General features: G+C 64.1%; 19 protein-coding genes. 8 read left to right on the plus strand and 11 right to left on the minus strand.

Annotated elements, in window-relative coordinates:
- Positions 1-12: 12 nt before the first annotated feature.
- The 5 genes from NKL04_RS05325 to NKL04_RS05345 form a co-directional block, all read right to left on the minus strand.
- Complete coding sequence (locus NKL04_RS05325) at positions 13-1,284, minus strand: beta-ketoacyl-ACP synthase (protein ID WP_023700301.1); 1,272 nt, start codon at positions 1,282-1,284, stop codon at positions 13-15.
- Between the two features lie 42 nt (positions 1,285-1,326).
- The gene (locus NKL04_RS05330) at positions 1,327-2,517 is read right to left on the minus strand and encodes a beta-ketoacyl-ACP synthase (protein WP_023700300.1); all 1,191 of its coding nucleotides are present in this window, start codon (positions 2,515-2,517) and stop codon (positions 1,327-1,329) included.
- A 55-nt stretch (positions 2,518-2,572) separates the two neighbouring features.
- Positions 2,573-2,854 (minus strand): acyl carrier protein, encoded by a 282-nt coding sequence (locus tag NKL04_RS05335; protein ID WP_010909964.1) that lies wholly within the window; start codon positions 2,852-2,854, stop codon positions 2,573-2,575.
- A 209-nt stretch (positions 2,855-3,063) separates the two neighbouring features.
- Complete coding sequence (locus NKL04_RS05340) at positions 3,064-3,612, minus strand: histidine phosphatase family protein (RefSeq protein WP_023670442.1); 549 nt, start codon at positions 3,610-3,612, stop codon at positions 3,064-3,066.
- 99 nt (positions 3,613-3,711) lie between these two features.
- Entirely contained in the window at positions 3,712-6,762 is a 3,051-nt protein-coding gene (locus tag NKL04_RS05345; protein ID WP_245271365.1) for a caspase family protein, read from the minus strand.
- Positions 6,763-6,907: 145 nt separating this feature from the next.
- Here NKL04_RS05345 and NKL04_RS05350 point away from each other — a divergent pair, with 145 nt between their 5' ends.
- The 3 genes from NKL04_RS05350 to NKL04_RS05360 all read left to right on the plus strand — a co-directional run bounded on the left by NKL04_RS05350 (position 6,908) and on the right by NKL04_RS05360 (position 10,782).
- On the plus strand, positions 6,908-7,858 hold the full coding sequence (locus tag NKL04_RS05350; protein ID WP_023700298.1) for an AEC family transporter: 951 nt from the start codon (positions 6,908-6,910) through the stop codon (positions 7,856-7,858).
- A 251-nt stretch (positions 7,859-8,109) separates the two neighbouring features.
- Complete coding sequence (locus NKL04_RS05355; protein ID WP_023670445.1) at positions 8,110-9,567, plus strand: NAD-dependent succinate-semialdehyde dehydrogenase; 1,458 nt, start codon at positions 8,110-8,112, stop codon at positions 9,565-9,567.
- Positions 9,568-9,756: 189 nt separating this feature from the next.
- Positions 9,757-10,782 (plus strand): aldose epimerase family protein, encoded by a 1,026-nt coding sequence (locus NKL04_RS05360; protein ID WP_023700297.1) that lies wholly within the window; start codon positions 9,757-9,759, stop codon positions 10,780-10,782.
- A 9-nt stretch (positions 10,783-10,791) separates the two neighbouring features.
- On the opposite strand, the gene NKL04_RS05365 is transcribed toward NKL04_RS05360, so the two are convergent.
- Positions 10,792-11,712, minus strand: coding sequence for a sugar kinase (locus NKL04_RS05365; protein ID WP_023700296.1), 921 nt, complete (start codon positions 11,710-11,712; stop codon positions 10,792-10,794).
- 154 nt (positions 11,713-11,866) lie between these two features.
- Between NKL04_RS05365 and NKL04_RS05370 the strand changes: the two genes are divergently transcribed.
- Entirely contained in the window at positions 11,867-12,310 is a 444-nt protein-coding gene (locus NKL04_RS05370; RefSeq protein WP_023691049.1) for a FixH family protein, read from the plus strand.
- Between the two features lie 4 nt (positions 12,311-12,314).
- Complete coding sequence (locus NKL04_RS05375) at positions 12,315-13,514, plus strand: cytochrome-c peroxidase (RefSeq protein WP_023700295.1); 1,200 nt, start codon at positions 12,315-12,317, stop codon at positions 13,512-13,514.
- Between the two features lies 1 nt (position 13,515).
- Here NKL04_RS05375 and NKL04_RS05380 read toward each other — a convergent pair whose 3' ends face one another.
- Positions 13,516-13,968, minus strand: a complete 453-nt coding sequence (locus NKL04_RS05380; RefSeq protein ID WP_023688158.1) for an Lrp/AsnC family transcriptional regulator — start codon at positions 13,966-13,968, stop codon at positions 13,516-13,518.
- A 163-nt stretch (positions 13,969-14,131) separates the two neighbouring features.
- Between NKL04_RS05380 and putA the strand changes: the two genes are divergently transcribed.
- Both putA and NKL04_RS05390 read left to right on the plus strand, forming a co-directional pair.
- Entirely contained in the window at positions 14,132-17,740 is a 3,609-nt protein-coding gene (gene putA, locus NKL04_RS05385) for a bifunctional proline dehydrogenase/L-glutamate gamma-semialdehyde dehydrogenase PutA (RefSeq protein ID WP_023735259.1), read from the plus strand.
- A gap of 87 nt (positions 17,741-17,827) precedes the next feature.
- On the plus strand, positions 17,828-18,892 hold the full coding sequence (locus NKL04_RS05390) for a glycosyltransferase (protein ID WP_023701718.1): 1,065 nt from the start codon (positions 17,828-17,830) through the stop codon (positions 18,890-18,892).
- Positions 18,893-18,937: 45 nt separating this feature from the next.
- Here NKL04_RS05390 and hmuQ read toward each other — a convergent pair whose 3' ends face one another.
- The 4 genes from hmuQ to NKL04_RS05410 form a co-directional block, all read right to left on the minus strand.
- Positions 18,938-19,252 carry a heme-degrading protein HmuQ gene (gene hmuQ / locus NKL04_RS05395; protein ID WP_023701717.1) on the minus strand — a complete coding sequence of 105 codons (315 nt, stop codon included), beginning with the start codon at positions 19,250-19,252 and terminating at the stop codon, positions 18,938-18,940.
- A gap of 50 nt (positions 19,253-19,302) precedes the next feature.
- Positions 19,303-20,262, minus strand: a complete 960-nt coding sequence (locus tag NKL04_RS05400; protein ID WP_023697661.1) for an energy transducer TonB family protein — start codon at positions 20,260-20,262, stop codon at positions 19,303-19,305.
- A 127-nt stretch (positions 20,263-20,389) separates the two neighbouring features.
- Entirely contained in the window at positions 20,390-20,824 is a 435-nt protein-coding gene (locus NKL04_RS05405) for a hypothetical protein (RefSeq protein ID WP_023673858.1), read from the minus strand.
- 5 nt (positions 20,825-20,829) lie between these two features.
- Positions 20,830-22,971 carry a TonB-dependent hemoglobin/transferrin/lactoferrin family receptor gene (locus NKL04_RS05410; RefSeq protein WP_031209530.1) on the minus strand — a complete coding sequence of 714 codons (2,142 nt, stop codon included), beginning with the start codon at positions 22,969-22,971 and terminating at the stop codon, positions 20,830-20,832.
- Positions 22,972-23,243: 272 nt separating this feature from the next.
- Between NKL04_RS05410 and hemP the strand changes: the two genes are divergently transcribed.
- On the plus strand, positions 23,244-23,450 hold the full coding sequence (gene hemP / locus NKL04_RS05415; RefSeq protein ID WP_023673860.1) for a hemin uptake protein HemP: 207 nt from the start codon (positions 23,244-23,246) through the stop codon (positions 23,448-23,450).
- Positions 23,451-23,475 lie beyond the last annotated feature (25 nt).

Below are 23,475 nucleotides of genomic sequence, written 5' to 3' on the forward strand. Positions count from 1 at the left end.
GAAAAAGGTCGCTTAGACCGGTTCCCGCGCCATGACAAGGCAAGTGTTCTGGCCGCCGAAGCCGAACGAGTTCGAGAGCACGGTGCCGACTTCGGCATTGCGCTTCTTGTTGGGCACCACGTCGAGCACGATTGCCGGGTCGGGATTGTCGTAGTTGATGGTCGGCGGAATGACGCTTTCGCGCATGGTCATCAGCGAAAACGCCGCTTCGACGGCGCCGGCCGCCGACAGCGTGTGGCCGATCATCGACTTGTTGGACGAGACCGGCATCGAGCCGATGCGATCGCCGAACACGGTCGACAGCGACAGATGCTCCATCTTGTCGTTTTCCGGTGTCGAGGTGCCGTGAGCGTTGACGTAGTCGATCTCGTCCTTGCTCAAGCCGGCATCGGCAAGAGCGGCGCGCACTGCTGCGATCGCCGGGGAACCGTCGGGCTTGGAACGGGTGCGATGGAAATCGTCGGCCTTTTCACCGCAGCCGCGCAGGATGCCGAGAACGCTTGCGCCCCGTGCAAGGGCCGCCTCAAGCGATTCCAACACCAGAGCGCCGGAGCCTTCGGCCAGCACAAAGCCGTCGCGGTCCTTGGAGAAGGGTTTTGACGCCTTTTCCGGGATGTCATTGTGGGTCGACAGCGCCGAGAGCAGCGAAAAGCGGATCAGCGCCTCGGCGGTTGCCGAACCGTCGGCGCCGATCGACAGCGCCCGGTCGCATTCGCCGCGCCGGATCGCCTCGACGCCGAGCTGGATGGCGGTGGCGCCCGAAGCGCAGGCCGTCGACAGCGTGATCGGCAGGCCGCGCGTGCCAAAGCGGTCGGCCAGCCGGTCGGCGATCGCGCCGAACTGCGTGCTTGCGAACGTATCTGTTTCCTTCAGCCCGCGCGCCACCCTGAGCAGCCTTTCGGCGCCGGCGCCTTTGCCGTCGGAATTGTAGAGCGCGAAGCGATCCTGCCAGTCGAGTTCGACCGGCGGCGAGGCGAGGAACAGAGGCCCGCCAAAATCAGAGGAATCGAGGCCGGATTCGGCCACCGCCTCCTTCGCTGCGGTTTCGGCCAGCTCGTAGGTCAGCAGGCTGGCGCCTTTCGAGCTTGAGTCGAGGAAGTCGACCATGCCGGAGATGCGGGTGTTGAGGTGGTCGACGGGAAAGCGGGTGATCGGGTGGATGCCCGATTTGCCGGAGGTCAGTGCCGCCCAGTTATCGGCCTTGCCGATGCCGAGCGACGTTACCACGCCGATGCCGGTGACGGCGACGATCGGCCTGCCCATGTGATCTCTGAGATTGGCCATCCGGAACCTCTTAACTTTGCAGCACGATCGCGCAGCGCTGCTTCAAGCAGCGTTGACCAGCGCCATGCCCTCGAATTGGTGATAGCCGATCGCCGTTGCGAGCACGGTTTCGGGAATGCCTTCGAACCGCTTCTCGGCCGCGGCGTCGAATACGGGGTAGGCGGCCTTGCGGTCGACGGCCAGGGCGGCGAGGGCGACCGCGAATGGAAACTGCGCTTCCTTCATATGCCCGGTCAGCGTGGCGAAGCCGCGCGCCGATATCGCCGGATTGGCATCCAGCGCTGACTTTTCGGCTGACGTTGCGGTATGCGCCCCGGATGCGCCCGACAGGGCCAGCAACTTGCCGTTCGGGAGAGCCGCCTGTTTGAGCAATGCCGCGATCTCGGCGTCAAGCTCGCCGCGCGAGCGCCGGGCGCGGCCTGAGACGACCGGTCCGAGCTCGGCATAGATTTTCCGCCCACGCCTTTGCGCGTGTTCGCGCTGCTCCAGCACCAGGAAGGCGCCACCGGAGCCGGAGACCAGGCCACCGCCCTCGGCGCCCTGTCTCTGCCAGACCGGCTTCCATGGGCCGCGATGCAGATAGCCGGCCAATTCATAGCCGAGCAGCATGTCGGAATGTTCGGTCTGGAAGGCGCCACCTACCAGTATGTGGGTCGACTGTCCGGAGCGGATGCGCGCCGCGGCGGTCTCGACGGCGGCGACGCCGGCACCTTCCTCGCCCATGAAGGTCCTCGACGATCCCGTCACCTTGTGGACGATGGAGATGTTGCCGGCGAGCAGATTGGAGAGCTGGGCCAGGAAAAGCGTCGGCCGCAATTCGGTGGTCAGCTTCTCGTTGAGCAGCACGTCGCGGTCGTTGCGGCTCTCGGACGCGGCGAGGATGGCGGCATCGACCGCCTCGTCTCGCTCGCCGCCGCCGGCAGCGACAACCATGTCCATGGTCGTGCAGAGCTCGTCATTGCCCTTGATGCCGGCGTCGTCCAGCGCCATGCCGGCGGCATAGGTGCCCAGCCTCTGCCATGTTTCCATCTGCCGCTGGTCGCCGCGCTTGGCGATCTGCAGGTTCCAGTCGATCTCCGGCAGTGGATGCACGGTGTAGGGCGCAAAGCGCGCGGCTTCGAGCACCGGCTGCAGGCCGGGCTGCGCCAGCTTCTGCCAGTGGGTATCCGGACCCTCTCCCAGCGAGGAGACAAGGCCGATACCGGTGATGACGACGTCGCGAGGGCTGCTCATGAGCGGCTTTGTGGGTCAGGCGGCGCAGCCCGTCAAGGCCGCGCGCCAGCCGATATCAGGCGGTCTTGGCGGCGACCAGCGCGTCGATCTTGGCGCACAGGTTCTTCATGACGAAGTAATCGTCGGTCGAAGCCTTGCCGTCATTGACTTCCTGGGTCCACTTTTCCAGCGGCACCTTGATGCCGAATTCCTTGTCGATGGCAAAGACGATATCGAGGAAATCGAGACTGTCGATGCCGAGATCGTCGATCGTGTGGCTCTCGGGAGTGATGGTGTCGATATCGATCTCGCTGGTGTCGGCAATGATCTTGGCGACTTTGTCGAACGTGGTGGACAAGGGCTCTTCCTTCGGTTGCGGGCGGAATCTGTCCGCATCTGGTTTGGGCGCTGTCTAATCGGTTTTTCCCGGCAGGAAAAGGCCTGATGCGCGGGGCGCAGATGGTATGGCCTTCCCATAAAGACAAGAAGGGCTGCCCGACAAGCCGGCGGCCCTTCCAGTTGACGTTACGTCAGATCAGTTTTTAGGGAGCTTGACCACTGGCTTTCTCAGAACGTGACGCGGCCGAGCACGCGCAAGCCATCGCCCTGCGGCTCGACCACCACCGCTTCGCCCTCGCGCGGCGAGACGCCGGTCAGCGCGACGATGTTTTCGAGATGCGTGACCATGACCAGATTGTCGGAACCGGTGTAGGCGCGGATTTCCTTCATCACCGCGTCGAGCTGCGCGGCCTTCTCGGTCGGATCGCTCCTCAGGAGGTCGAGCGGCGCAAAAAGCTCCGGCTCCGCTTCGAAGGCGATGCGGGCAGTGTCGAGGCAGCGGCAATATCGGCTGGACAGCACCCGCTCGATGGGGGCGGCGCGGGCGCCGAACAGCGCGCCGATCTTGCTCGCCTGCTGCTTGCCGCGCGCCGATAGATTGACCTGGGTGGCACAGTTGTCGATGACGAAATTGGCGGGGTCGGTGGTGCCGGTGACCAGTGCGTGGCGAAGCAGCACGACATGCCCGCCGTCACGCAGCAGCGCCCAGCCGGCGTCGGTCGCGTGGGCGACGGCGGGAACAGCAAGCAGGAACAGCGACAGCACAAATCGAATCATCGAAACCTTTCCGGGAGCCGGATGCCGGCTCCGGTCATTCTGATATAGGGATCGGAAAGCCGGCACAAAGACAAGCGAAAGGCGAACCCTCGGTTCGCTTCACATTTTCGCCATTTGCTTCTTCGCCAGCTCGATCTTCTGATCGGTGAGCGGGATAGGGATCGTGTAGCCGGCTTCGGTGAAGCCCTGCTTGGCGTTCTCGAAGAATTCGATCGCCTTGAGATATTCCGGCTTGCCCGCGCCATAGCTGGCGCGGTTCCAGTGGACGTCGCCGATATTGTTCTGCTCGAAGGCCCACTGCAGCGGCTGACTTTCGCGCGTAAACACCTTCAGCGCCGCCGTGAACGCCGCTTCGGCGTCGTTGAGATATTTGTCGGTCCGCTGGAGATTGCCGAGATTGAGCAGGCTCATACCGATGCCATTTTGAGCGTTGGCCCAGTCGACCGGCGCGGCCTCGATGGTGAGTATTTCGAGCGCTGCCCGCCGCGCCGCAATCGAATCCTGCAGCGTCTTGGCATCGCCATTGCTCATGCTCAACCAGTGCAGCGTCGAGCCCAGGCCGGCCTGGGCCATTGCCCATTGCCGCGGGTTGGTCTCGCGCTTGTACTCGCGCAACGCATTGCCGTAGGCGTCGACCGCCTCGCTGTAATGCTCGGGCTTGTCGGTGACGCCGCCGAGAAGCTGCAGCGTGTTGCCGAGATTGTAGTAGCTCATCGCCCAGTCCTGCGGGAACTTCCGCCTGACATAGACCTGCCGTGCCGCCTGGAAGGCTGCCGCCGACTGTTCCAGCTTGGCCGCATCACGCGTGCGCTGGCCCAGCGTCTGATAGATCGAGCCGAGATTGTTCTGGGCTGACGCCCAGTCCATCGGGAAGCGCTTGCGGGTAAACACCGTCAGAGCGTCGTCATAGGCAGCAGCAGCTTCTTCGAGCGTAGCCGTACCCATATCGAAGCGGGCGATACCGCTCAGCGCATTGCCCAGGTTGAGGCGGCTGGTCGCCCAGGACACCGGGAAAGTTTCGCGGGTTCGCACTTCCAGCGCGGCGCGAAACGCGTCGGCCGCCTCGTTGATCTTCGCCTTGTCGTTGAGCTGGATGCCAAGCGTTACAAGCGTGTTGCCGAGATTGTTCTCGACCATCGCCCATTCCACGGGTGCTTTCTCGCGTGTGTATTCCTCAAGCGCCAGCCGGTAGGCTGCTTCCGCCTGGGTGAGATGCTCGCCGGCAGGCTCACGCTCGGAGAGTGCATAGAGCGCGAGGCCTAGATTGTTCTGCGAACCGGCCCAGTCCAACGGCAGCTTGTCGCGCGGACGCTTCTCAAGGGTGGCGCGCGTCGCCGCCACCGCTTCATTGAGACGCTTCGGGTCGCTCTCGCGTTCGCCGATCTTCAGAAGCACGTTGGCCAGGTTGTTCTGCGCCGCGGCCCAGTTGCGGTCGTCCTTCTCGCGCTCGAACACCACCAGCGAATCGCGGAAAATCACCGCTGCTTCTTCGAGATGCGCAGTCTCGGTTTCGCGCTCTCCAATGGTCTGCAGCACCACCGCCATGTTGTTGCGGGTGATTGCCCAGTCGCGATTCTGTTCGCCGTTGGGGATGAAGTTCAAGATGGTGCGATAGGCCTCGATGGAGTGCTGCAGCGCATCGAGGTCGCCGGTGGCGTAGCCATCAGCGTTCAACGCCTCGGCCTCCTGGTTCTTGTAGTTCCAGCGCAGCTTTTCGTCCCACTTCTCGACCAGCGAATACGCCTTGGCATAGTCGTTGGCGGCGGATTTGTAGTCGAAGACCAGCGCGGCGGCGTCGGCGCGTTTGGCATAGATGGCGGCGTCGGCGATGCGCTTTTGCCGGAGCAGGTCCTCGGCCTCGTCGACCGCACCGCTGTTTTCCTCGATCCGGCCGACCGCGTCGTCGAGGAATTTGCGCGCCGTCACCATGGCGCCCTGGCCTATGGCCTTGTCGGCGGATGCGACCAGGCGACTGATCTCGGGATCGTCGGTGCGCAGCGCGGCGCGCTCGGCCATCATCTTCTTCAGACGCTCAGCCTGGCTGTCCAGCACCTTCTGCAGGTCGTTGGGATCCTCAGGGATCTTTTCCGTGCCGAGCGCCTTGAGCACGCCGTAGAGCGCGTCAAGGGGCACGCCGTCCTGGAGAGAAGCCAACTCCACCTGAGCCCGCTTGGGATCGGGCAGGTCGGAAATGGTCAGCAGCAATTGCCGCCGCTCACCGGTGATCAGCCCGTCGTCGCCGGTCGGTTCCGGCGGCGCGACGCCGAAATAGAGCAGGCGACGCAGGCTCTCGCTGACCCAGGGGCGCTGCTTTGCCTTGGTGTCGAGATAGACTTCCTCGGTGACCATGCGCATGACCGAGCCGAACTCGGTGCCTTTCATCGCCGTGAGGTGGCGCAGCAGGGCGGCGGCGTAGGGGCTGTTTTGGCCGGCGGCGCCATCGAGCGCCGGTCGGCCCGGCTCGGCGGCGAAGCCGACCACGGTTCCCAGGCTAGCATCATCCACTGAGGCACTGGCAAGCGCCTTGGCGCCGCGCACCGGTTCCAGCCCGCCGGCGCCGACAGGCTCGGCGGAAGCCGTCGGCCCGCGGCGCACGACCGCGTCCGGCGGAAACGGGTTGGTGCGGCAGGCGTCAAGCAGCACGATCGTCACCGGCACGGTCTTTTTCAGCTCGTCCATGACGGCTGAAATCGGCACCAGCGCCTCACCGGCATTTTTCAACGACGAGACGTCGGCATCGACCGGCACCAGATAATTCTCGCCGCCCGCCTCGATGCCGTGGCCGGAATAATAGATGAAGGCGACGTCGGCGCCTTCGGCGTCCTCGACAAACCGATCGAGATCGCGCTTCAGCTTGGCGGCATCGCGATCGGTGACGTTGCGGGCGTCGAAGCCGAGGTCGGTCAGCATCTTGGCCATGTCGCGGGCGTCGTTGGCCGGGTTGGCAAGGGCTGCGATGTGTTCGTATTTCGACTGGCCGATGATCAGCGCCACGCCCCTGAGACTTTTGGTCTCGGCGGCCTGGGCCTCAGATACGCCAAGGCAAAGCAGTATAGCGACGAAACCCGCCAGCCACCCCTGTCTGACCAGCCACACTTGTCTGACCAGCCACCCCTGTCTGAAATGACGCTGTTTCGGCGTCGCAACCATTCGCTGTGTGTCCGCCCTGATGATCCCAAGCCTGTATAGCGCTGCCACCCGACCATGATCAAATTCAGGCGCCGGGCGGATCGAGGATCAGTTTCTGAAGATCATGGCGATTGCACTGGAATCCGGGCTCGCCTATCCCTGAAAAATGTCTCCGCTCACCGAAACCGTTCTTTTCGTCTTCAGCCTCGTCGCGCTCGGCTATGTCACCGGGCTCACCGGCTATCTGAAACCGGCCAGCGGGGACGGCATCTCCGAATTCGCCATCAACGTCGCGATGCCGCTGCTGCTGTTTCGGACGATGGTGAATTCGGATTTCCACGGCGTGGCGCCCTGGTCGCTGTGGGGCGCTTACTTCACGGCGGTTGCAATGACATGGGCCGCCGGCCATCTGGTGACGACACGGATCTTTGGGCGGGACGCGCGCGCCGGCATCGTCGGTGGAGTGTCGTCGTCCTTCTCGAATGTGGTGTTGCTGGGCATTCCCTTCGTTCTCGGCGTATTCGGGTCCAGCGGATTCGAAGTGCTGTCGCTGCTCGTTTCCGTGCATCTGCCGACCATGATGATGGCTTCGATCATCATGTTCGAGATATTTGGCCGCGGCGGCAGCGAGCCCGTACACCCGCTGCACATCATCCAGAGCTTTCTGAGAAGACTGTTCACCAATCCGTTGATCATCGGCATCCTGGCCGGGCTGGCATGGCGCCTCACCGGCGCGCCGCTGCCGAACCTTGCCATGCGACTGGCCGATGCGCTGGCTAACACCGCCGGGCCGGTGGCGCTGTTCGCCATGGGGCTCAGCCTGCGCCGTTTCGGCATTTCCGGTAACATCCGACCGGCGCTGGCGCTGTCGACGCTGAAACTGTTCCTGATGCCGGCGCTGGTGCTCGGCCTGGTCTGGCTGTTTGGCCTGCCGCCCTTGACGGCCAAAGTGGCGGTCGTGGTGGCGGCGCTGCCGTCCGGCATCAATTCCTATCTCATCGCCGTGCAGTTCAACACCGGCCAGGCGCTGGCGTCGAACCAGATGACCATCGCCACGGCAAGCGCGGTTGTTACAACCGCCTTTTGGCTGACGGTGGTGGTGCATGTCTTTGGGTAGGCTTGGTCTTCTGTAAGGCTGGTCTTTGGCAAGGCTGGTCTTTGGCAAGGCTGCGGCCCAAACTAATTTACATGTGAATTTTCTCTGGCGTTGGGCTGGCCCAAAGCCTATATGCCATCTTGCAATTGCTTGCCGGGCTTGCCCTAGGTAAAGAGCAGTGGCTTCAGCGTGTCGGCTCCGCCGCCATTGTGCACGCTCGTTCAAGAGATCCAGGAAACCGGCCCGTCAGTGCGCCGAACGGAGGCTAGACCATGCTGCAGAAAACCAGCCATTTCATGCGCCAGGCCAATCTCATCAACGGCGAATGGGTGCAGGCCGACAGCGGCCAGACGGTCGACGTCAACAACCCGGCCACCGGTCTCAAGATCGGCACCGTGCCGAAGTCGGGCAAGGCGGAAACCCGCCGCGCCATCGAAGCCGCAAGCGAAGCCTTCAAGACCTGGCGCAAGACGACCGCGCTTGAGCGCTCGAAGCTGTTGCGCAAGCTGCATGACGCGATGATGGACAATCAGGATGTGCTGGCCGAACTGCTCACCATCGAGCAGGGCAAGTCGCTCGCCGAATCCAAGGGCGAGATCGGTTCGGCCGCCGCCTATATCATGTGGTTTGCCGAGGAAGGCCGCCGCACCTATGGCGATGTCGTGCCATCGCCATGGGGCGATCGCCGCATCCTGGTGACCAAGGAGCCGGTCGGCGTCATTGCCGCCATCACGCCGTGGAATTTCCCCTCCTCGATGCTTGCCCGCAAGCTTGGCCCCGCGCTTGCCGCCGGCTGCACCGCCGTGGTCAAGCCGGCCTCGCAGACGCCGTATTCCGGCCTTGCATGGGGCGCGCTCGCCGAGGAAGTCGGCTTCCCCAAGGGCGTCATCAACATCCTGACGGGTGCTGCCGGCGAAATCGGCGACGAGATCTGCGCCAATCCGCTGGTGTCGAAGATCACCTTCACCGGCTCGACCGAGATCGGCAAGCTGCTGATTCAGAAGTCGTCCGTCACCGTCAAGAAGGTCTCGATGGAACTCGGCGGCAATGCGCCGTTCCTGGTCTTCGACGATGCCGACCTCGATCGCGCCGTCGCCGGCGCCATCACCGCCAAATACCGCAATTCAGGCCAGACCTGCGTGTGCACCAACCGCTTCCTGGTGCAGGCCGGCATCTACGACAAGTTTGTCGAGAAGCTGGCCGCTGCCAGCAATGCGCTGAAGGTTGGCTCGGGCCTGGAAGAGGGCGTGCAGCAGGGACCGCTGATCGACGTGAAGGCGGTCGAGAAGGTAGAGGAATTCATCGCCGACGCCACGTCGAAGGGCGGCAAGGTCGTTGCCGGCGGCAAGCGCCACGCGCTTGGCGGCTCATTCTTCCAGCCGACCGTCATCGCCGATGCGAAGCCTGACATGCGCTTCATGAAGGAAGAGATTTTTGGCCCGATCGCCCCGGTGTTCAAGTTCGAGACCGAGGAGGAAGCCATTGCACTCGCCAACGACACCGAGTTCGGCCTGGCCGCCTATTTCTATACCGGCGATCTCGGCCGCGCCTTCCGGGTCATGGAAGGCCTGAAATACGGCATGGTCGGCGTCAATGAAGGCCTGATCACCACGCCGGAAGCGCCGTTCGGCGGCGTCAAGGAATCGGGCCTCGGCAAGGAAGGCGGACACCAGGGCATCGAGGATTACCTCGACACCAAATATGTCTGCATCGGGGGTCTCGGCCTCTAAATCATTGACGGGGCAGGCCGCGCGCCTGCCCTTGCCAGACGACATTCAGCCGGACTGGAGCGGTTCAGCGTTTCACGGAATCGCCGAACCGCTCCAGTTCTTTGTTTTTTGCAATTCCGGACGGAAAACCGTTTCACACTTTTCCTGGAATTGCTCTAAGTCGATAGATCGACGAATTAGCATTTGGACATAGCGATGAAGGACGGCGAAGTCTTCGGCACGACGCAGGCAGGCGAATCCGTTCGCCGTTTCACCATCCGGGGCGGCGGCATCAGCGCCAACATCATCGGGCTCGGCGCAATCATCCAGGATCTGCGGCTCGCCGGCCACGATGCGCCGCTGGTGCTGGGCTACGATCGCTTCGAGCCTTACGAGACTGACCGGGCCTTCTTCGGCGCGGTCGTCGGCCGCTATGCCAACCGCATCCGCGACGGCCGCTTCACCATTGCCGGCCAGCGCTACCAGACCGAGCGCAATTTCCTCGGCAAGCACACGCTGCATGGCGGCTCGGAGGGCTTCTTCCACCGGCCGTGGACGGTTTCGCTGCACGGCCGGGATTTTGTCACGCTGACCCTGCACGATCCCGAGGGCACGATGGGCTTTCCCGGCGCGCTCGACGTCACCTGCACCTACCGGCTGAAGATTCCCGGCACGCTCTCGATGGAACTGACCGCCACTTGCGAGGAGCCGACGCTGTGCAATCTGGCGCAGCATTCCTATTTCAATCTCGACGATGGCGGCGCCGGTGACATTCTCGACCACCGGCTGATGCTGAATGCCGGCGCCTATACGCCGATCGATGGCGAGATGATCCCGACCGGCGTGGTCAAACCTGTCGACGGCACGCCCTTCGACTTCCGCCAGGCGCGGCCGCTGCGGATGGAAACGGAAGGCGAGCAGCTTCCCTACGACGTCAATTTCTGCCTGGCGTCAGCCCGGGGCCCGCTTCACCAGGTGGCGTGGGCGCAAGGCGCCAATTCCGGCGTCGAGATGGAAGTCTGGACCACCGAGCCGGGCCTGCAGCTTTACACCGGCCAGTATGTCGCGCCGACCTCGGGCGGCCTGGACGGACGGCGCTACAAGGCGTTTTCCGGCTTTTGCCTGGAAGCGCAGACCTGGCCCGACGCGCCGAACCGGCCCTATTTTCCGCAGGCCACGCTGTGGCCGGGCCAGATCTATCATCAGGTGACGGAATATCGTTTCAGGCTTCCCTAAGGTCTTAGACTAGCCCTCGAAAGCGGTTCTTAGAACCTCGAACGGCGCCAGCGCGCCTCGCACCTGCACGACAGCGGCGGCGACGCGATGCGCGCGCTGCACGGCATCCGCCGGGGCATGGCCGGCAAGCCGGGCGGCGAGATAGCCGCCATTGAAGGAATCGCCGGCGCCGGTGGTGTCGACCGGGGTGGCGACATGCTGGGCCGGAACCGGCTGCAGGGCTCCGCCAGTGGCGATCAGCGCGGGCTTCTCGCCATTCTTGACGACGACTTCGCCGACGAGTTTTCCGAACCGTTCGGCGGTCGCTTGCGGTGCCGAGTCGCCAAACAGCATCTGCTCGTCGGGAAAGGTCGGCAGCGCGATGTCGGCGACGGCAAGCGCGTCGCGTATCGCGGCTTGCGCCTCCTCGCGGCTCTGCCACAGGCGCGGCCGGTAGTTGGGGTCGAAGGCGACGAGCGAACCGGCAGCCCGCGCCTTGGCCACTTCTGCCAGCAACGTCTTGCGCGCGGCGGCATCCAGAATTGCTAAAGTGATTCCGGAAAAATACACAAGCGCCTGGCTTTCAAGGCTTTTTGCCAAGGCGGCCGGGTCCGAGGCAAGCCGCCTGGCCGCCGCGTCGCTGCGCCAATAGGTGAAGGCGCGTTCGGCACCGGTCAAGGTGATGGCGTAGAGGCCGGGCCGCGCGCCTGGGATGACCGGGCTGGCGCCGATGCCGATGCCGTTTTCGGCGAAGAACGAAATCTGGCCCTGCGAGAAGGGATCGTCGCCAAAGGCGGAGACATAGGTCGCCGGCCGCTCGCCGCTCAGCGCATGCAGCGCCCACAGCGTGTTGAACGTGTCGCCGGCAAAGCCCATGCGCCAGTTCGGCCCGGCCTGGCCCGACAGTTCGAGCATGCATTCACCGATCGAAGCGACGCCGTCTGCTGCCATGTATCTGTCTCCGGATCAGTTCGCTGCTGTAGCTTTTTGCGGCCGGCAGCGCCATGCTTGGCGGCGGCGGTTTTTTGCGCCAGAAGCGTTTTCCCACAGAAGCGGCGGGACGCGAATTGCTTCCCGAGACGTTATGCCCAGAAGAGGAACCGGTTTGGCATCGATATGGCGTTATCTTCTTGCGGGCGTTGGTCTGGCCGCCTTGCTGGCTGGCATATTGGCGATCGTCTATCTGACCGCGCCGCAGTCGGCGCCGAGCCCGGATATTTCGCGCTCGAAGAAGACGGCGAACGGCTTGTTTGTCGCCAGCATTCAGCCGGAACGCGGCGTTATCCGGCAAGGCGAACTGCAATCCTGGTTGCTGACCCTGAAGACGGTCAAGGGCGATTCCGTGGAAGGTGCGGCGATCTCGGTGTCCGGCGGCATGCCGCAGCACAATCACGGCTTGCCGACCAGTCCGCAGGCGACCGACTATCTTGGCGAGGGGCGCTACCGGATCGAGGGGCTGAAATTCACCATGAGCGGCGTGTGGCAGTTGCGCTTCGCCATTTCGGCGGCGGCCGGTTCCGACACGGTCGTCTTCAACGTGGTGCTGTGAGCGGATGAACGGCCTGTTGCGCCTTCTGGCATTGGCGGCGGTCGTGCTCGTTGCCGGCTGCGGCAAACCGGATTTTTCCGATGCCGAGAAGAAGACCATCGCTTCGCTGGCGCTGAACACCTTGCCGGCGCTCAAACCCGACACCACCAACCGCTTCGCCGACGTGCCGGCCGCCGCCGCCCTGGGCTCCACTCTGTTCTTCGACCAGGGGATGAGCCGTGACGGGAACGTATCCTGCTCGACCTGCCACAAGATCGACCGGCAATTCCAGGATGACCTGCCGCAATCCGTCGGCGTTGGCCGAACCAACAGGCGCTCGATGCCGCTGGCCGGCATTGCCCGCAATCCGTGGTTCTTCTGGGATGGACGGCGCGACAGCCTGTGGGCGCAGGCGCTGACGCCGCTGGAAAACCCGCTTGAGCAGGCGGGGAACCGCGCCGCCTTCGCCCATTACATCCAGAAGCGCTTTGGTGCGCGCTACGAGCGCATCTTCGGGCCACTGCCGGATCTTTCCGCCGTGCCGGCCAACGCCAGCCCGCTCGGCAACGAGGCCGAGCAGGCGGCATGGAAGGCAATGACCGCGGCGGAAATGGACGACGTCAACCGCGTCTTTTCCAACATCGGCAAGGCGATCGCCGCCTTCGAACGGTCGGTCGAACCGGCACAGACGCGCTTTGACCGCTTTGCCATCGATCTTGCGTCAGGCGCCAAGCCGAAAGCCGACGATGCCTTTTCGCCGGAGGAGATGCTCGGGCTGAAACTGTTCATCGGCAAGGCCAATTGCGTCACCTGCCATAACGGCCCGCGCTTCACCGACAACGCTTTCCACAACACCGGCGTGCCGCCGGTCAGGGATTTGCCATTGGATCGCGGCCGTTTCGATGCGGTGGCCCAGGTTCAGGCCGACCCATTCAACTGCTTCGGCGCCTTCCGCGATGGCGACGCCGGCGCCTGCGGCGAGCTGCGCTTCATCGTCAAGGCAGCACCCGAACTGATGCGCGCCTACAAGACGCCGTCGCTGCGGGGCGCGGCGACACGGCCGCCCTATATGCATGCCGGACAGTTCTCCACGCTGGAGGAGGTGGTGGCGCACTATGCGAAGGCGGAGGCGAGCGTCGAGGGCACCTCCGAGGTCCACCCGCTGCAACTGTCGGACCGCGAACGCGCGGCGCTGGTGGCGTTTTTGAAGACGCTGTCGGAGTGAGTCAGCGATCCTTCACCGTCTCCATGGCCACGAAGGTTGAAGTCTGCGCAACATGCGGCAATGCCGAGATGCGCTCGCCGAGGACACGGCGATAGGCGGCGATGTCCGTGGTGCGGACCTTCAGAAGATAATCGAAGCTCGACGCCATCATGTGGCACTGCTCGATCTCCGGCACGGCCTGCACCGCGCGATTGAAAGCATCGAGCGCGGCCGAGCGTGTGTCCGACAGTTTGACCTGGACGAAGGCGACATGACCTTCGCCCATGCGCTCGCGATCGATGATCGCCTGATAGCCCCTGATATAGCCGTCCTTCTCCAGGCGCTTCACCCGCGCCTGCACCGGCGTCTTCGACAGGCCGACCTTGCCGGCCAGTTCCGACATGGACAGCCGCCCGTCGCGCGCCAGCGCCGACAGGATGTTTCTGTCGATGCGGTCCAATTGGTCTCCTGTCACGGATATCACAGTCCATCTGATAACAATTTAGCCGCATGATAGACCGCTCGGCCTGGCATGTCGATTTCTTTGGACCGGCCGAAAATGCGGCTCTGTGCTAGCTTGCGCCATTCGGTCCGGCGACCGCCGGCCCGCTCCCAGATGCTTGCTCCGCAGGACCGCCATGCCGCTCGACACCATCCGCCAGCAGATCCGCGCCAACTACCTGCCCGACGAAGACGCGGCTGTGAAGCGCCTGGCTGCCGCGACAGAACTTTCGGCCGATGACCGCAAAGCCGTCTCGGCCCGTGCCGCGGATCTGGTGCGCGCGGTGCGCGGCTCGTCCGACCCGCGGCTGATGGAGGTTTTTCTCTCGGCCTACGGCCTCTCCACCAAGGAAGGCGTGGCGCTGATGTGCCTGGCCGAGGCACTGCTGCGCGTGCCCGACACCGAGACCATGGACGACCTGATCGCCGACAAGATCGCACCGCATGACTGGTCGGCGCATTCGGGCGGTTCGAGCTCGATCTTCGTCAACGCCTCGACCTGGGCGCTGATGCTGACCGGCCGTGTGCTCGACGAAGGCGAGGGCGGCATTGAAGGCACGCTGCGCTCGATGGTTCGCCGGCTGGGCGAACCGGTGATCCGCAAGGCGGTCGCCGCCGCCATGCGCGAAATGGGCGAGCAGTTCGTGCTCGGCCGCACCATTGCGGAAGCCGTCAAGCGCGGCAAGTCGATGATCCAGAAAGGTTATCTCTATTCCTTCGACATGCTGGGCGAGGCGGCCCGCACCGAGGCCGACGCGCTGCGCTACCTCAAGGCCTATGCCGATGCGATCTCCTCGCTCGATTCAGGCTCCAACGGTCCCGATATCCGCCAGAACCACGGCATCTCGGTCAAACTGTCGGCGCTGCATCCGCGCTACGAAGAGGCACAGAAGGAAAAGATGCTGCCGGTGATGGCCGAGCGGCTGCTGTCGCTGGCGCTGGCCGCACGCCATTCGCGCATGGGCCTCAACATCGACGCCGAGGAGGCCGACCGGCTCGACCTGTCGCTCGATGTGATCGAGCGTGTGTTGTCCGAGCCGGAGCTTGCCGGCTGGAATGGCTTTGGCGTCGTCGTCCAGGCCTACGGCCCGCGCGCGGCCTTCACCATCGACTGGCTCTATGCGCTGGCGAAAAAGTACGACCGCAACATCATGGTGCGGCTGGTCAAGGGCGCCTATTGGGACACCGAGATCAAGCGGGCACAGACGCTCGGGCTTTCCGGCTACCCTGTCTTCACCCGCAAGGCCAACACCGATGTTTCCTACATGGCCTGCGCCAGGAAGTTGCTGTCGATGACCGACCGCATCTATCCGCAATTCGCCACGCACAACGCCCATACAGTCGCTGCCGTCCTGTCGATGGCTGACAACCGTGACGCTTTCGAATTCCAGCGCCTGCACGGCATGGGCGAGGCGCTGCATGAGACGGTGCGCCAGGCCGAAGGCACGCGCTGCCGCATCTATGCGCCGGTCGGCGCGCACTCCGACCTCTTGGCCTATCTGGTTCGCCGCCTGCTGGAGAATGGCGCCAACTCCTCCTTCGTCCATCAGCTCACCGACGAGGACGTCGAGCCGGAGGATATTGCGCGCGATCCGCTCGAGACGGTCGAGAGCCAGGGCCCCGCCGCCAATCCGGCAATCGCTCGTCCTGCGACGATCTTCGGCGCTGGTCGGCGCAACTCGAAGGGGTTCGACATCACCGATCCGGTGACGCTGGCGGCGATCGACAAGGCCAAGGCGGCCTTTGCCGGGCCCGAGCGCTGGCATGCCAAGCCGATCACGCGCGCCGCCGGCTACGGCAAGCAGCGCCCGGTGGTCAATCCGGCAAAGCCTGCCGAGATCGTCGGCACGGTCGCCGAAGCCGCTGCCAAGCAGGTCGCGACCGCGGTGCGCTTTGCTGTGGAAGCGCAGCCGGCCTGGGCGAAGCGTCCCGTCGCCGAGCGCGCCGCCATCCTCAACCGCGCCGCCGACCTCTATGAGGCCAATGCGGTCGAGTTTTTCGCGCTGGCTACAAGGGAAGCCGGCAAGTCGCTGGCCGACGGCGTGGCTGAAGTGCGCGAAGCCGTCGACTTCCTGCGTTACTACGCTGCCGAAGCGGCCAACAACGAAGCGGGCACCGAGGCGCGCGGCGCGATCGTGTGCATTTCGCCGTGGAATTTCCCGCTCGCCATCTTCACCGGCCAGATCGCGGCAGCGCTCGTCACCGGCAATTCGGTCATCGCCAAGCCAGCCGAACAGACGCCGCTGATCGCCTTCCGCGCCGTCGAGCTGCTGCGCGAGGCCGGCGTGCCGGAAGATGTGATCCAGCTTCTGCCGGGCGACGGCCCGTCGGTCGGCGGACCGCTGACCGCGGATCCGCGCATTGCCGGCGTCTGCTTCACCGGCTCGACCGAGGTTGCAAAGCTGATCGAGAAGCAACTGGCCGAGACAGCTGCGCCCGACGCCATGCTGATCGCCGAGACCGGCGGTCTCAATGCCATGATTGTCGATTCCACAGCACTGCCCGAACAGGCGGTGCGCGACATCCTGGCGTCCGCCTTCCAGAGTGCGGGCCAGCGCTGCTCGGCGCTGCGCGTGCTTTACGTGCAGAAGGATGTCGAGAAGAAGATGCTGGAGATGCTGAAGGGCGCCATGGAAGCGCTCACCATCGGCGATCCCTGGCAGATTTCGACCGATGTTGGGCCGGTCATCGATGACGAGGCGCAGAACTCGATCCGCGAGTATTGCACCAAAATGGGGCTGCAGGGCCGGCTGATCGCCAAGCTCGAAGCACCCAAAGATGGCCGCTTCGTTGCGCCGCATGTGTTCCGGGTCAAAGGCATCGAGGAGATGGAGCGCGAAGTGTTCGGTCCGGTGCTGCATGTCGCCAGCTTCGACGCCGACGGGATCGACGCCGTCATCGCCGCCATCAACCGCAAAGGCTATGGCCTGACCTTCGGCCTGCACACCCGCATCGAAGGCCGCGTCCAGCATTTCGTCGACGGCATCCATGCCGGCAACATCTATGTCAACCGCAACCAGATCGGCGCCGTCGTCGGCTCGCAGCCCTTTGGCGGCGAGGGGCTTTCGGGCACCGGGCCGAAGGCCGGCGGGCCGCATTATCTCCGGCGGTTCCGCAAGGGGCCGGAGGCGGGCACGGAGATTGCCGAGGGCCACAAGGTGACGGCGACCGAACTGGCCGACAATCTGCCCGATCCGACGCTTGGCGGCTGGTCGACGCGGCCGGACCGCATCGCCATCTTGAGAAAGCATCTGCGCGGCAAGGGCGCTGCAGCGATCGGCGCTGCAGCCGCCATCGATTTCGGCCAGGTCGACCTGCCCGGACCGACCGGCGAGGCCAACACGCTGTCGCTGTCGCCGCGTGGCCGGGTGCTGTGCCTCGGTCCGGACGCCGACACGCTGCTTGCCCAGACGATCCAGGCGCTGGCCGCCGGCAATGCGGTGCTGGCCGTGGCGCCGAGCGCGCCGGCGGCACTGTCGGCGCTGACCGGCAAGGGGTTGCCGCTGGCGGCCATAGACGGTCGGCCAGACCCAGTCGAAGCGCGTTCGCTGCGCGTCCATGTCGTCGCCTTCTCGGGCAGGCCCGAGGCGGCGCGGATCGTGCGCAAGGTCATTGCCGACCGCAGCGGGCCGATCGTGCCGCTGGTCAGCGAGGTGCTCAACCCGGCGGCCTATGCGCATGAACGCGCTGTCTGCGTCGACACCACGGCCGCCGGCGGCAATGCCAGCCTGCTCGCGGCGGCCTAGGGGGCTTTTCGCGGCTCGCTTGCCTGCGTCGGGTTGCAAGGGTATGCGCAAGGGATAGAGAGCAACTCGAGCGGGGCAGCCGAACAGATGGAAGACACGTCCCGACCGTTTGAGCTGCCGCGCGTGGCGGTGGTCATCACCTGCTTCAATTATCGGCCGTACGTCGAACAGGCGATCCGCTCGGTGCTTGCGCAGACCTACCGGAATTGGGAATGCGTCATCGTCGACGATGCCTCGACGGACGGCTCGGCCGACCATGTCCGACAGCTTCTAAGGGATATAGACGACCCGCGCCTGCGCCTGTTGGCGCGCACGGAGAATGGCGGCCAGACCGCGGGATTCCGCGACGGCTTTGCCGCAACCGACGCGCCCTTCGTCGCGTTTCTCGACGCCGATGACGTGTGGCTGCCGGATTTTCTCCTCGCGCATCTGTCCGCCCACCTCAACACGACGCATTCGGCCGCACTGTCGAGTTCCGATGTGTTCCTTGTCGATGGCGACGGCACCTTGCTGGGCGGTACCTTCCTTGCCTTGCGCAAACCGCGGTCCGGAGCGGATCGCAGTGGCGTCGCCATCGCGCCCGGTGGCCGGCTTGCCGGCATGGCGCCCGGGATCGCCTACGCATCGGAGCATCCGGTAACCTATTTCGCACCTGCGGTGACGGGCTGGCTGTGGTCGCAATGCTCGGCGATCATGTACCGGCGTGGCGCGCTGGAACCGGTATTGTCCTTCCCGTTCAAGGCCAAGGTCGGGACGGATTATCTGACGGCGACACTCGCGCACCAGGCCGGCGGCAGCCTCATCCTGTCAGAAGGTCTCGGGCTCTATCGCCTGCATGGCTCCAACCTGTCCACCGGAACTGCCTTTGCCGGCGCCAATGTGCGGCAAACGCCTGCATACAGGAGCTACAGGAGCGTGTTGGCGGCGGATGCCGCAGACTATTTGCTGGCGAATTCTGCCTGGCTCAGCGATCTCAACGGGCGCAATTTCATAGCTGCATTCCTGACGCAGCATGTGCGCCAATTCCCGGAGCTGGCCGGTGATCCGCGGTTGGCGCGCTACCTGACACGCGGACAGCCCTGGCGGCGGCTGCGCCTGCACATTGCCCAGTGGCTTCAGCGACTGGGCGGCCGGAATTCAACCGGAACATGACGGCATCTGCCCGTCGTCAGATCTCGTCGACGGGTGAAATCTCAATCAGGCGCCTTCGACGACCGAAAAGCCTTCGAACTGCGGATGGCCGAGATAGTGCACCTTCGACGTGCCGGTGTTGCGGTGGGCGGCGCGAAAATTCTCGGATTTGGTCCAGGCGACGAAATCCTCATGGCTTGCCCACACCGTGTGCGAGGCAAATAGCGTGTAACCCTCGGGCTCGTTGACCGGGCCGCGCAGCAAGTGGAATTCCCTGAAGCCTTTCATCTCCGAGAGGCTCGAATCGCGGTTCTTCCAGACATCCTCGAAAGCGGTCTCCAAGCCGTTCTGGACCTTGAAGCGGTTCATGGCGATGTACATTGGGCTTCCTCTTGAATTGATGGACGATTTGGCGAAGGTCTGCGAGCTGGTTAAAACGGACCGATCCGCGCCCTGAACACCCAACTTGATAATCCGGTCTCGGGTGGAATGGGCGGGAACGGGGCTTGCTGGCGCACCAGTTTCAAAGCGAATTGGTCTAGTTCGGCAGACCCTGAACTTTCGACAAGCTGCAAGTCGCTGACGCTGCCGTCAGCCATGACGACGAAATAGACCCTGGCATTGTTGCGAGCCTTGGCTTGAATTTCCTTCGAAACGCGCCGGTTAGCGCGGGCAAGCTTCTTTTGAATTTCACCGCCGTAACGAGATTCCATCGCATTGCCAGCCGCGTCCTGGTTTTTACCCTTGCTGGCAACCGCCGGTGCGTCGCGTTCTTCGCCATCTGCCGCACCGCGGGTATCTCCAGATCCGGCTGGAGGGGTCGGCCGCGGGCTCGGGACTGGTGGTTTGGCAGCAGGCAAATCAACGGCGGGCTCGTCGGCGGGCGGTGCCTCTGAACTTTGCGTTTGAACCCCTGGCGGAGTCGACGTCTCAGCGCTTGGGGCGACAGTTTGATCATTCGGGATGGCGGCCGTCAGTGTATCTGGCGCGGCGGTCGTCTGTTCGGCGGCTTCCGGCGCAGGCTTGGGCGCCGCCGGCTCCTTTACCGGTTGAGGCGCCTCGGTCGGCGGCACGGGTCGAACGGCCTCGGGCTTGGCCGGCTGCGGATCGGTTACCAGGGTAACATCGACCGCGTCGGGAGCCTGGCTGTCCAAGGCGCTGCCGACCACCTCGGCGCCCGATTGGTCGGTGCCTTCGGATTGTATCGCGTTACTGGAATCGAATGTCCCTGCGGGTCCGATGAAGAACGCCGCTGCGGCAGCGGCATGGAGCAGGCAGGACGCGACGATCGCCACAGTCCATTTGCGGTCCGCGGCTGCCGGCTGTGCGAGCTCGTCCATCGTAATCGCCGGTTCGTTGCCGGCGTCGGGGAGGGGGGTGATGTCCTGCATGGTTCGCGGCGAGACCTGCCGCGAGCGGGGTGGGATTGTCAAATCAAGATCGGTTGCCGGCCATGACGGCGGAGCTGCGACGGGTCGTGTCGCATTGTCGTGCAGGAAGGCGGGATGCAGGCCCACCTCAGACGCCGAATGCGATACCGGTCTTGGTCTGCGTCTTCAGGCCGCGCATGCAGGCGCCCGGTTCGACGCCGGCGCATTCGGTGGCGCTGTTGATCAGCACGCGGCTGAGTTTGGTGCAGTCGGTGCCGGCGAGGTCGAAGCGGGTCACCTTGGTCTTGCCGGCCGGCAGGTCCTTGAAGTCGAGCACGCTCAGGCGGTCGACAATGCCGGCCTCGTTGAACAGCGCGATTTCGAATGCCGCCTTGGAAAGATCGGCGCCGAGCGCATTGTTGACGACGAAGGTCAGCCGGCAACCCTTTTCGGAGGGCTGCGCGGCATTGAGCTCGAGGCTGAGTTGCGGAGCCGACGCGGACTGAGCCCACGCCGGCATCAAGCCAAGCGACATCGCCAGCGTCGAGGTCAGGAGGCGAAGCGATGCCGTCAAACTTGTCATGGGTGTCAGCCTCCAAAGCGCATGGTTGCGGCCAGCTTCAGCGTGATGCCGGGTTCATAGATGACGGCGGTGGTACCGCCGTTCAGCGGGTTGGTGTATTTGACGTCGAACAAATTGTCGGCGCGGAAGTCCACCTTCAGATTGTCGGTGGCCTGGTAACTGGCGAAGGCGTTGACCAGAGTATAATCCTTGGCCACGGGGTTGCCCTTCGGCTTGCCGTTGTACTGCACCTCGCCGCCGACGGTCAGCTTGTCCTGAAGGAAGCGGAAGCCGAGCTGCCCGGTGACCTGCGAGGACGGGATGGTGGCAAGGTCGGCCCGCTCGCCTTCATCGGAGATGGTGTGGCCGTTGATGATCGAGGCTGAGAGGCCAGCATAGCCCCAGCCGGCATCGTAGACGCTTTCCAGTTCGAAGCCGTTGATCTTGGCCTGGGCGACGTTCTGGTACTGGAAGCAGATCGGGATGCCGGGGCCGAACGGGCAACCGCTGGTCGGGTCGAATGCCGACAACGTGACGCCTTCGATGTAGTCGTCGACATCGTTGTGGAAGTAGCCGGCCTTGAGCCGGAACGCGTCGCCGGCCTCGATAAGGTCGTTCAGCTTGTAGTTGACGCCGAATTCAGTGGTCTTGCCGGTTTCTGGCCGCAGGTTCGGATTGGGCAGGAACGGGAAGGTGACGCCCGCCGGATGGTTGCCGCTGATCAGCGTTTCGGTCAGCGACGGCGAGCGGTAGCCTTCCGCGTAGGTGCCATAGAACTGCAGGCCCGCCAGGCTGGCGCTTTCGAAGGGCGTGACACCAACGGTGATGCGCGGCGACAGACGATCACCTGACGTTTCGTGGGTGCTGTCTTCGAGGCTGTAATTGTCGTAACGCAGCCCGGCAATGACCTCGAGCCAGTCCCAGGTGAGCTTGTCCTGGATGTAGGCGCCCGAAACACTACGCTTGCCCGATGGGGTGTAGAAGCTGTCGCCGCCGGCGGTGCCGCCGGTCTCGACATCGTCACCCACCCAGTCGCCGCCATAGGTCAATTCGTGCGCAACACCGGCTGTTTCGAAGCGCGACGTGTTCCAGATGTCGACGCCGGCCGTGCCAACGTCGAAGGTCGAGGTCGAACCGACGGGCAGCAGCACGGGAAGGCCGGTCGACGGATCGAAGCGGTTCTGCGGGACCAGCGTGGTGAGGTCGAGATTGGTCTTGTTGTAGGAGGCGTTGATGTGGAGGTCGAGCCAGCTCTTGGCGTCGTCAGTGATGTTGTAGCGGGCGGTGAAGGTGTTCGACTTCAGGTCGACGTCGTTGGCCGGCACGCCGCCGCTGGTTTCCGTCCAGCCGTCGCTCGAGCCGACCCAGCCGAGCTTCAATTCGCTGTTCTCGCTCGGGCGGATTGTGGTCTTGAGCAGGCCGCTCAGCACGTCGAAACCGGTACCGGCGACGGTGTCGCCGCTGCCATTCTTGTAGTCGCCGTAGTCGCGGTAGACGATGTTGCCCAGCACATCCAAATCGTCGTTGAATTTGTAGGCGCCGCTGGCGCTGGCGGTCCAGCCCTTGCCGTTGCTTTCATAGCGCCCGGTGACGGAGCCGGCCCAGGTTTCGCCCGATCTGAGGAAATCCACCGCATCCTTGGTGTCGAAGAAGACGACGCCGCCAATGGCGCCGGAGCCGTAGGTGTTGGCGGTCGGTCCGCGAATGACGTCAACGGATTTGATGAGCTCGGGATCGACATAGAAGGTCGACTGCGTGCCGTGGTCTGAGCGCTGGAAATTCTGCCTGGCGCCGTCGACGATGACGGCGACGCGACCGAAATCCTGCAGGCCGCGGATGTTGATGCTGGAGCTGACGCGTCGCGCATCGGCCTGCACGGCGACACCAGGCACACCGAGCAGCATTTCGTTCGGCGTCGTCGCCATGCGGCGGTCGAGCTGTTCCTGGTCGACATGGCTGGCTGAGGCCAGCGATTCGATTGCCGTCTCGCCGGTGCGGCTGATGACGAGGATCTTGTCCAGCAGGGTCGCGCCGGCGGGCGCCGGCTTGGTGTCTTCGGTTTTCCTGGTCTGGTCGGCCTGGTCAGCGGCCGGCTGAGCAGCCTGCTGAGCGCTGGCCGGCGATGTCAGCAGCGCGATCGTCGCTGCCCCCGCAAGCAAGGCTGCCATTGCCTTTGCCATAGGCCGATGCACCGGATCGGCGTTCGCCAGACCCAGTCGTCCACAATTTCCCAAGCCCATGCCCCAACTCCAAAATTCCAGGTTCGATGCTGGCTGGCTTGGTGCTCGCTGGCATTTTTCATTCTGTCCGGCGTCTTAAATGTTGACTCATTTTGTCCGGTATTGCACTGACTAATAAACATGATTATTCGAGTCAAGAAATGAATCGGCATTTTTACAACGCTAGCCAGTTGCCCGGCACAGGAAAGGGATCGAAAGAGATGAACACCCACAATCCCAACGACTTCCGTTACCGCGTCCGCCGTTCCGAGGAGACGCCGACCCGCTTCGACCGGGTGCCGCTGGCGGTGCGGACGCTGTCCTCCAACACGCTGTTCCAGGGCGAGCACGAGATCGGCATCGAGCACCATGGGGCGCTCTATCGGCTGAAGATCACCCGCCAGGGCAAGCTCATCCTCAACAAGTGACGAAACAGCCAGGCAGGCCAAAACG

This window comes from Mesorhizobium sp. C264A (assembly GCF_040324515.1).
GTDB lineage: Bacteria > Pseudomonadota > Alphaproteobacteria > Rhizobiales > Rhizobiaceae > Mesorhizobium.

Excerpts from the sequence above, each read along its gene's own strand:
- NKL04_RS05345 (WP_245271365.1), bottom strand. The coding sequence starts at position 6,762 with ATGGTTGCGACGCCGAAACAGCGTCATTTCAGACAGGGGTGGCTGGTC.
- NKL04_RS05400 (WP_023697661.1), bottom strand. The coding sequence starts at position 20,262 with ATGCAGGACATCACCCCCCTCCCCGACGCCGGCAACGAACCGGCGATT.
- NKL04_RS05355 (WP_023670445.1), top strand. The coding sequence starts at position 8,110 with ATGCTGCAGAAAACCAGCCATTTCATGCGCCAGGCCAATCTCATCAAC.
- NKL04_RS05330 (WP_023700300.1), bottom strand. The coding sequence starts at position 2,517 with ATGAGCAGCCCTCGCGACGTCGTCATCACCGGTATCGGCCTTGTCTCC.
- putA (WP_023735259.1), top strand. The coding sequence starts at position 14,132 with ATGCCGCTCGACACCATCCGCCAGCAGATCCGCGCCAACTACCTGCCC.
- NKL04_RS05375 (WP_023700295.1), top strand. The coding sequence starts at position 12,315 with ATGAACGGCCTGTTGCGCCTTCTGGCATTGGCGGCGGTCGTGCTCGTT.
- NKL04_RS05350 (WP_023700298.1), top strand. The coding sequence starts at position 6,908 with ATGTCTCCGCTCACCGAAACCGTTCTTTTCGTCTTCAGCCTCGTCGCG.
- NKL04_RS05405 (WP_023673858.1), bottom strand. The coding sequence starts at position 20,824 with ATGACAAGTTTGACGGCATCGCTTCGCCTCCTGACCTCGACGCTGGCG.
- hmuQ (WP_023701717.1), bottom strand. The coding sequence starts at position 19,252 with ATGTACATCGCCATGAACCGCTTCAAGGTCCAGAACGGCTTGGAGACC.
- NKL04_RS05365 (WP_023700296.1), bottom strand. The coding sequence starts at position 11,712 with ATGGCAGCAGACGGCGTCGCTTCGATCGGTGAATGCATGCTCGAACTG.
- hemP (WP_023673860.1), top strand. The coding sequence starts at position 23,244 with ATGAACACCCACAATCCCAACGACTTCCGTTACCGCGTCCGCCGTTCC.
- NKL04_RS05390 (WP_023701718.1), top strand. The coding sequence starts at position 17,828 with ATGGAAGACACGTCCCGACCGTTTGAGCTGCCGCGCGTGGCGGTGGTC.
- NKL04_RS05325 (WP_023700301.1), bottom strand. The coding sequence starts at position 1,284 with ATGGCCAATCTCAGAGATCACATGGGCAGGCCGATCGTCGCCGTCACC.
- NKL04_RS05340 (WP_023670442.1), bottom strand. The coding sequence starts at position 3,612 with ATGATTCGATTTGTGCTGTCGCTGTTCCTGCTTGCTGTTCCCGCCGTC.
- NKL04_RS05410 (WP_031209530.1), bottom strand. The coding sequence starts at position 22,971 with ATGGCAGCCTTGCTTGCGGGGGCAGCGACGATCGCGCTGCTGACATCG.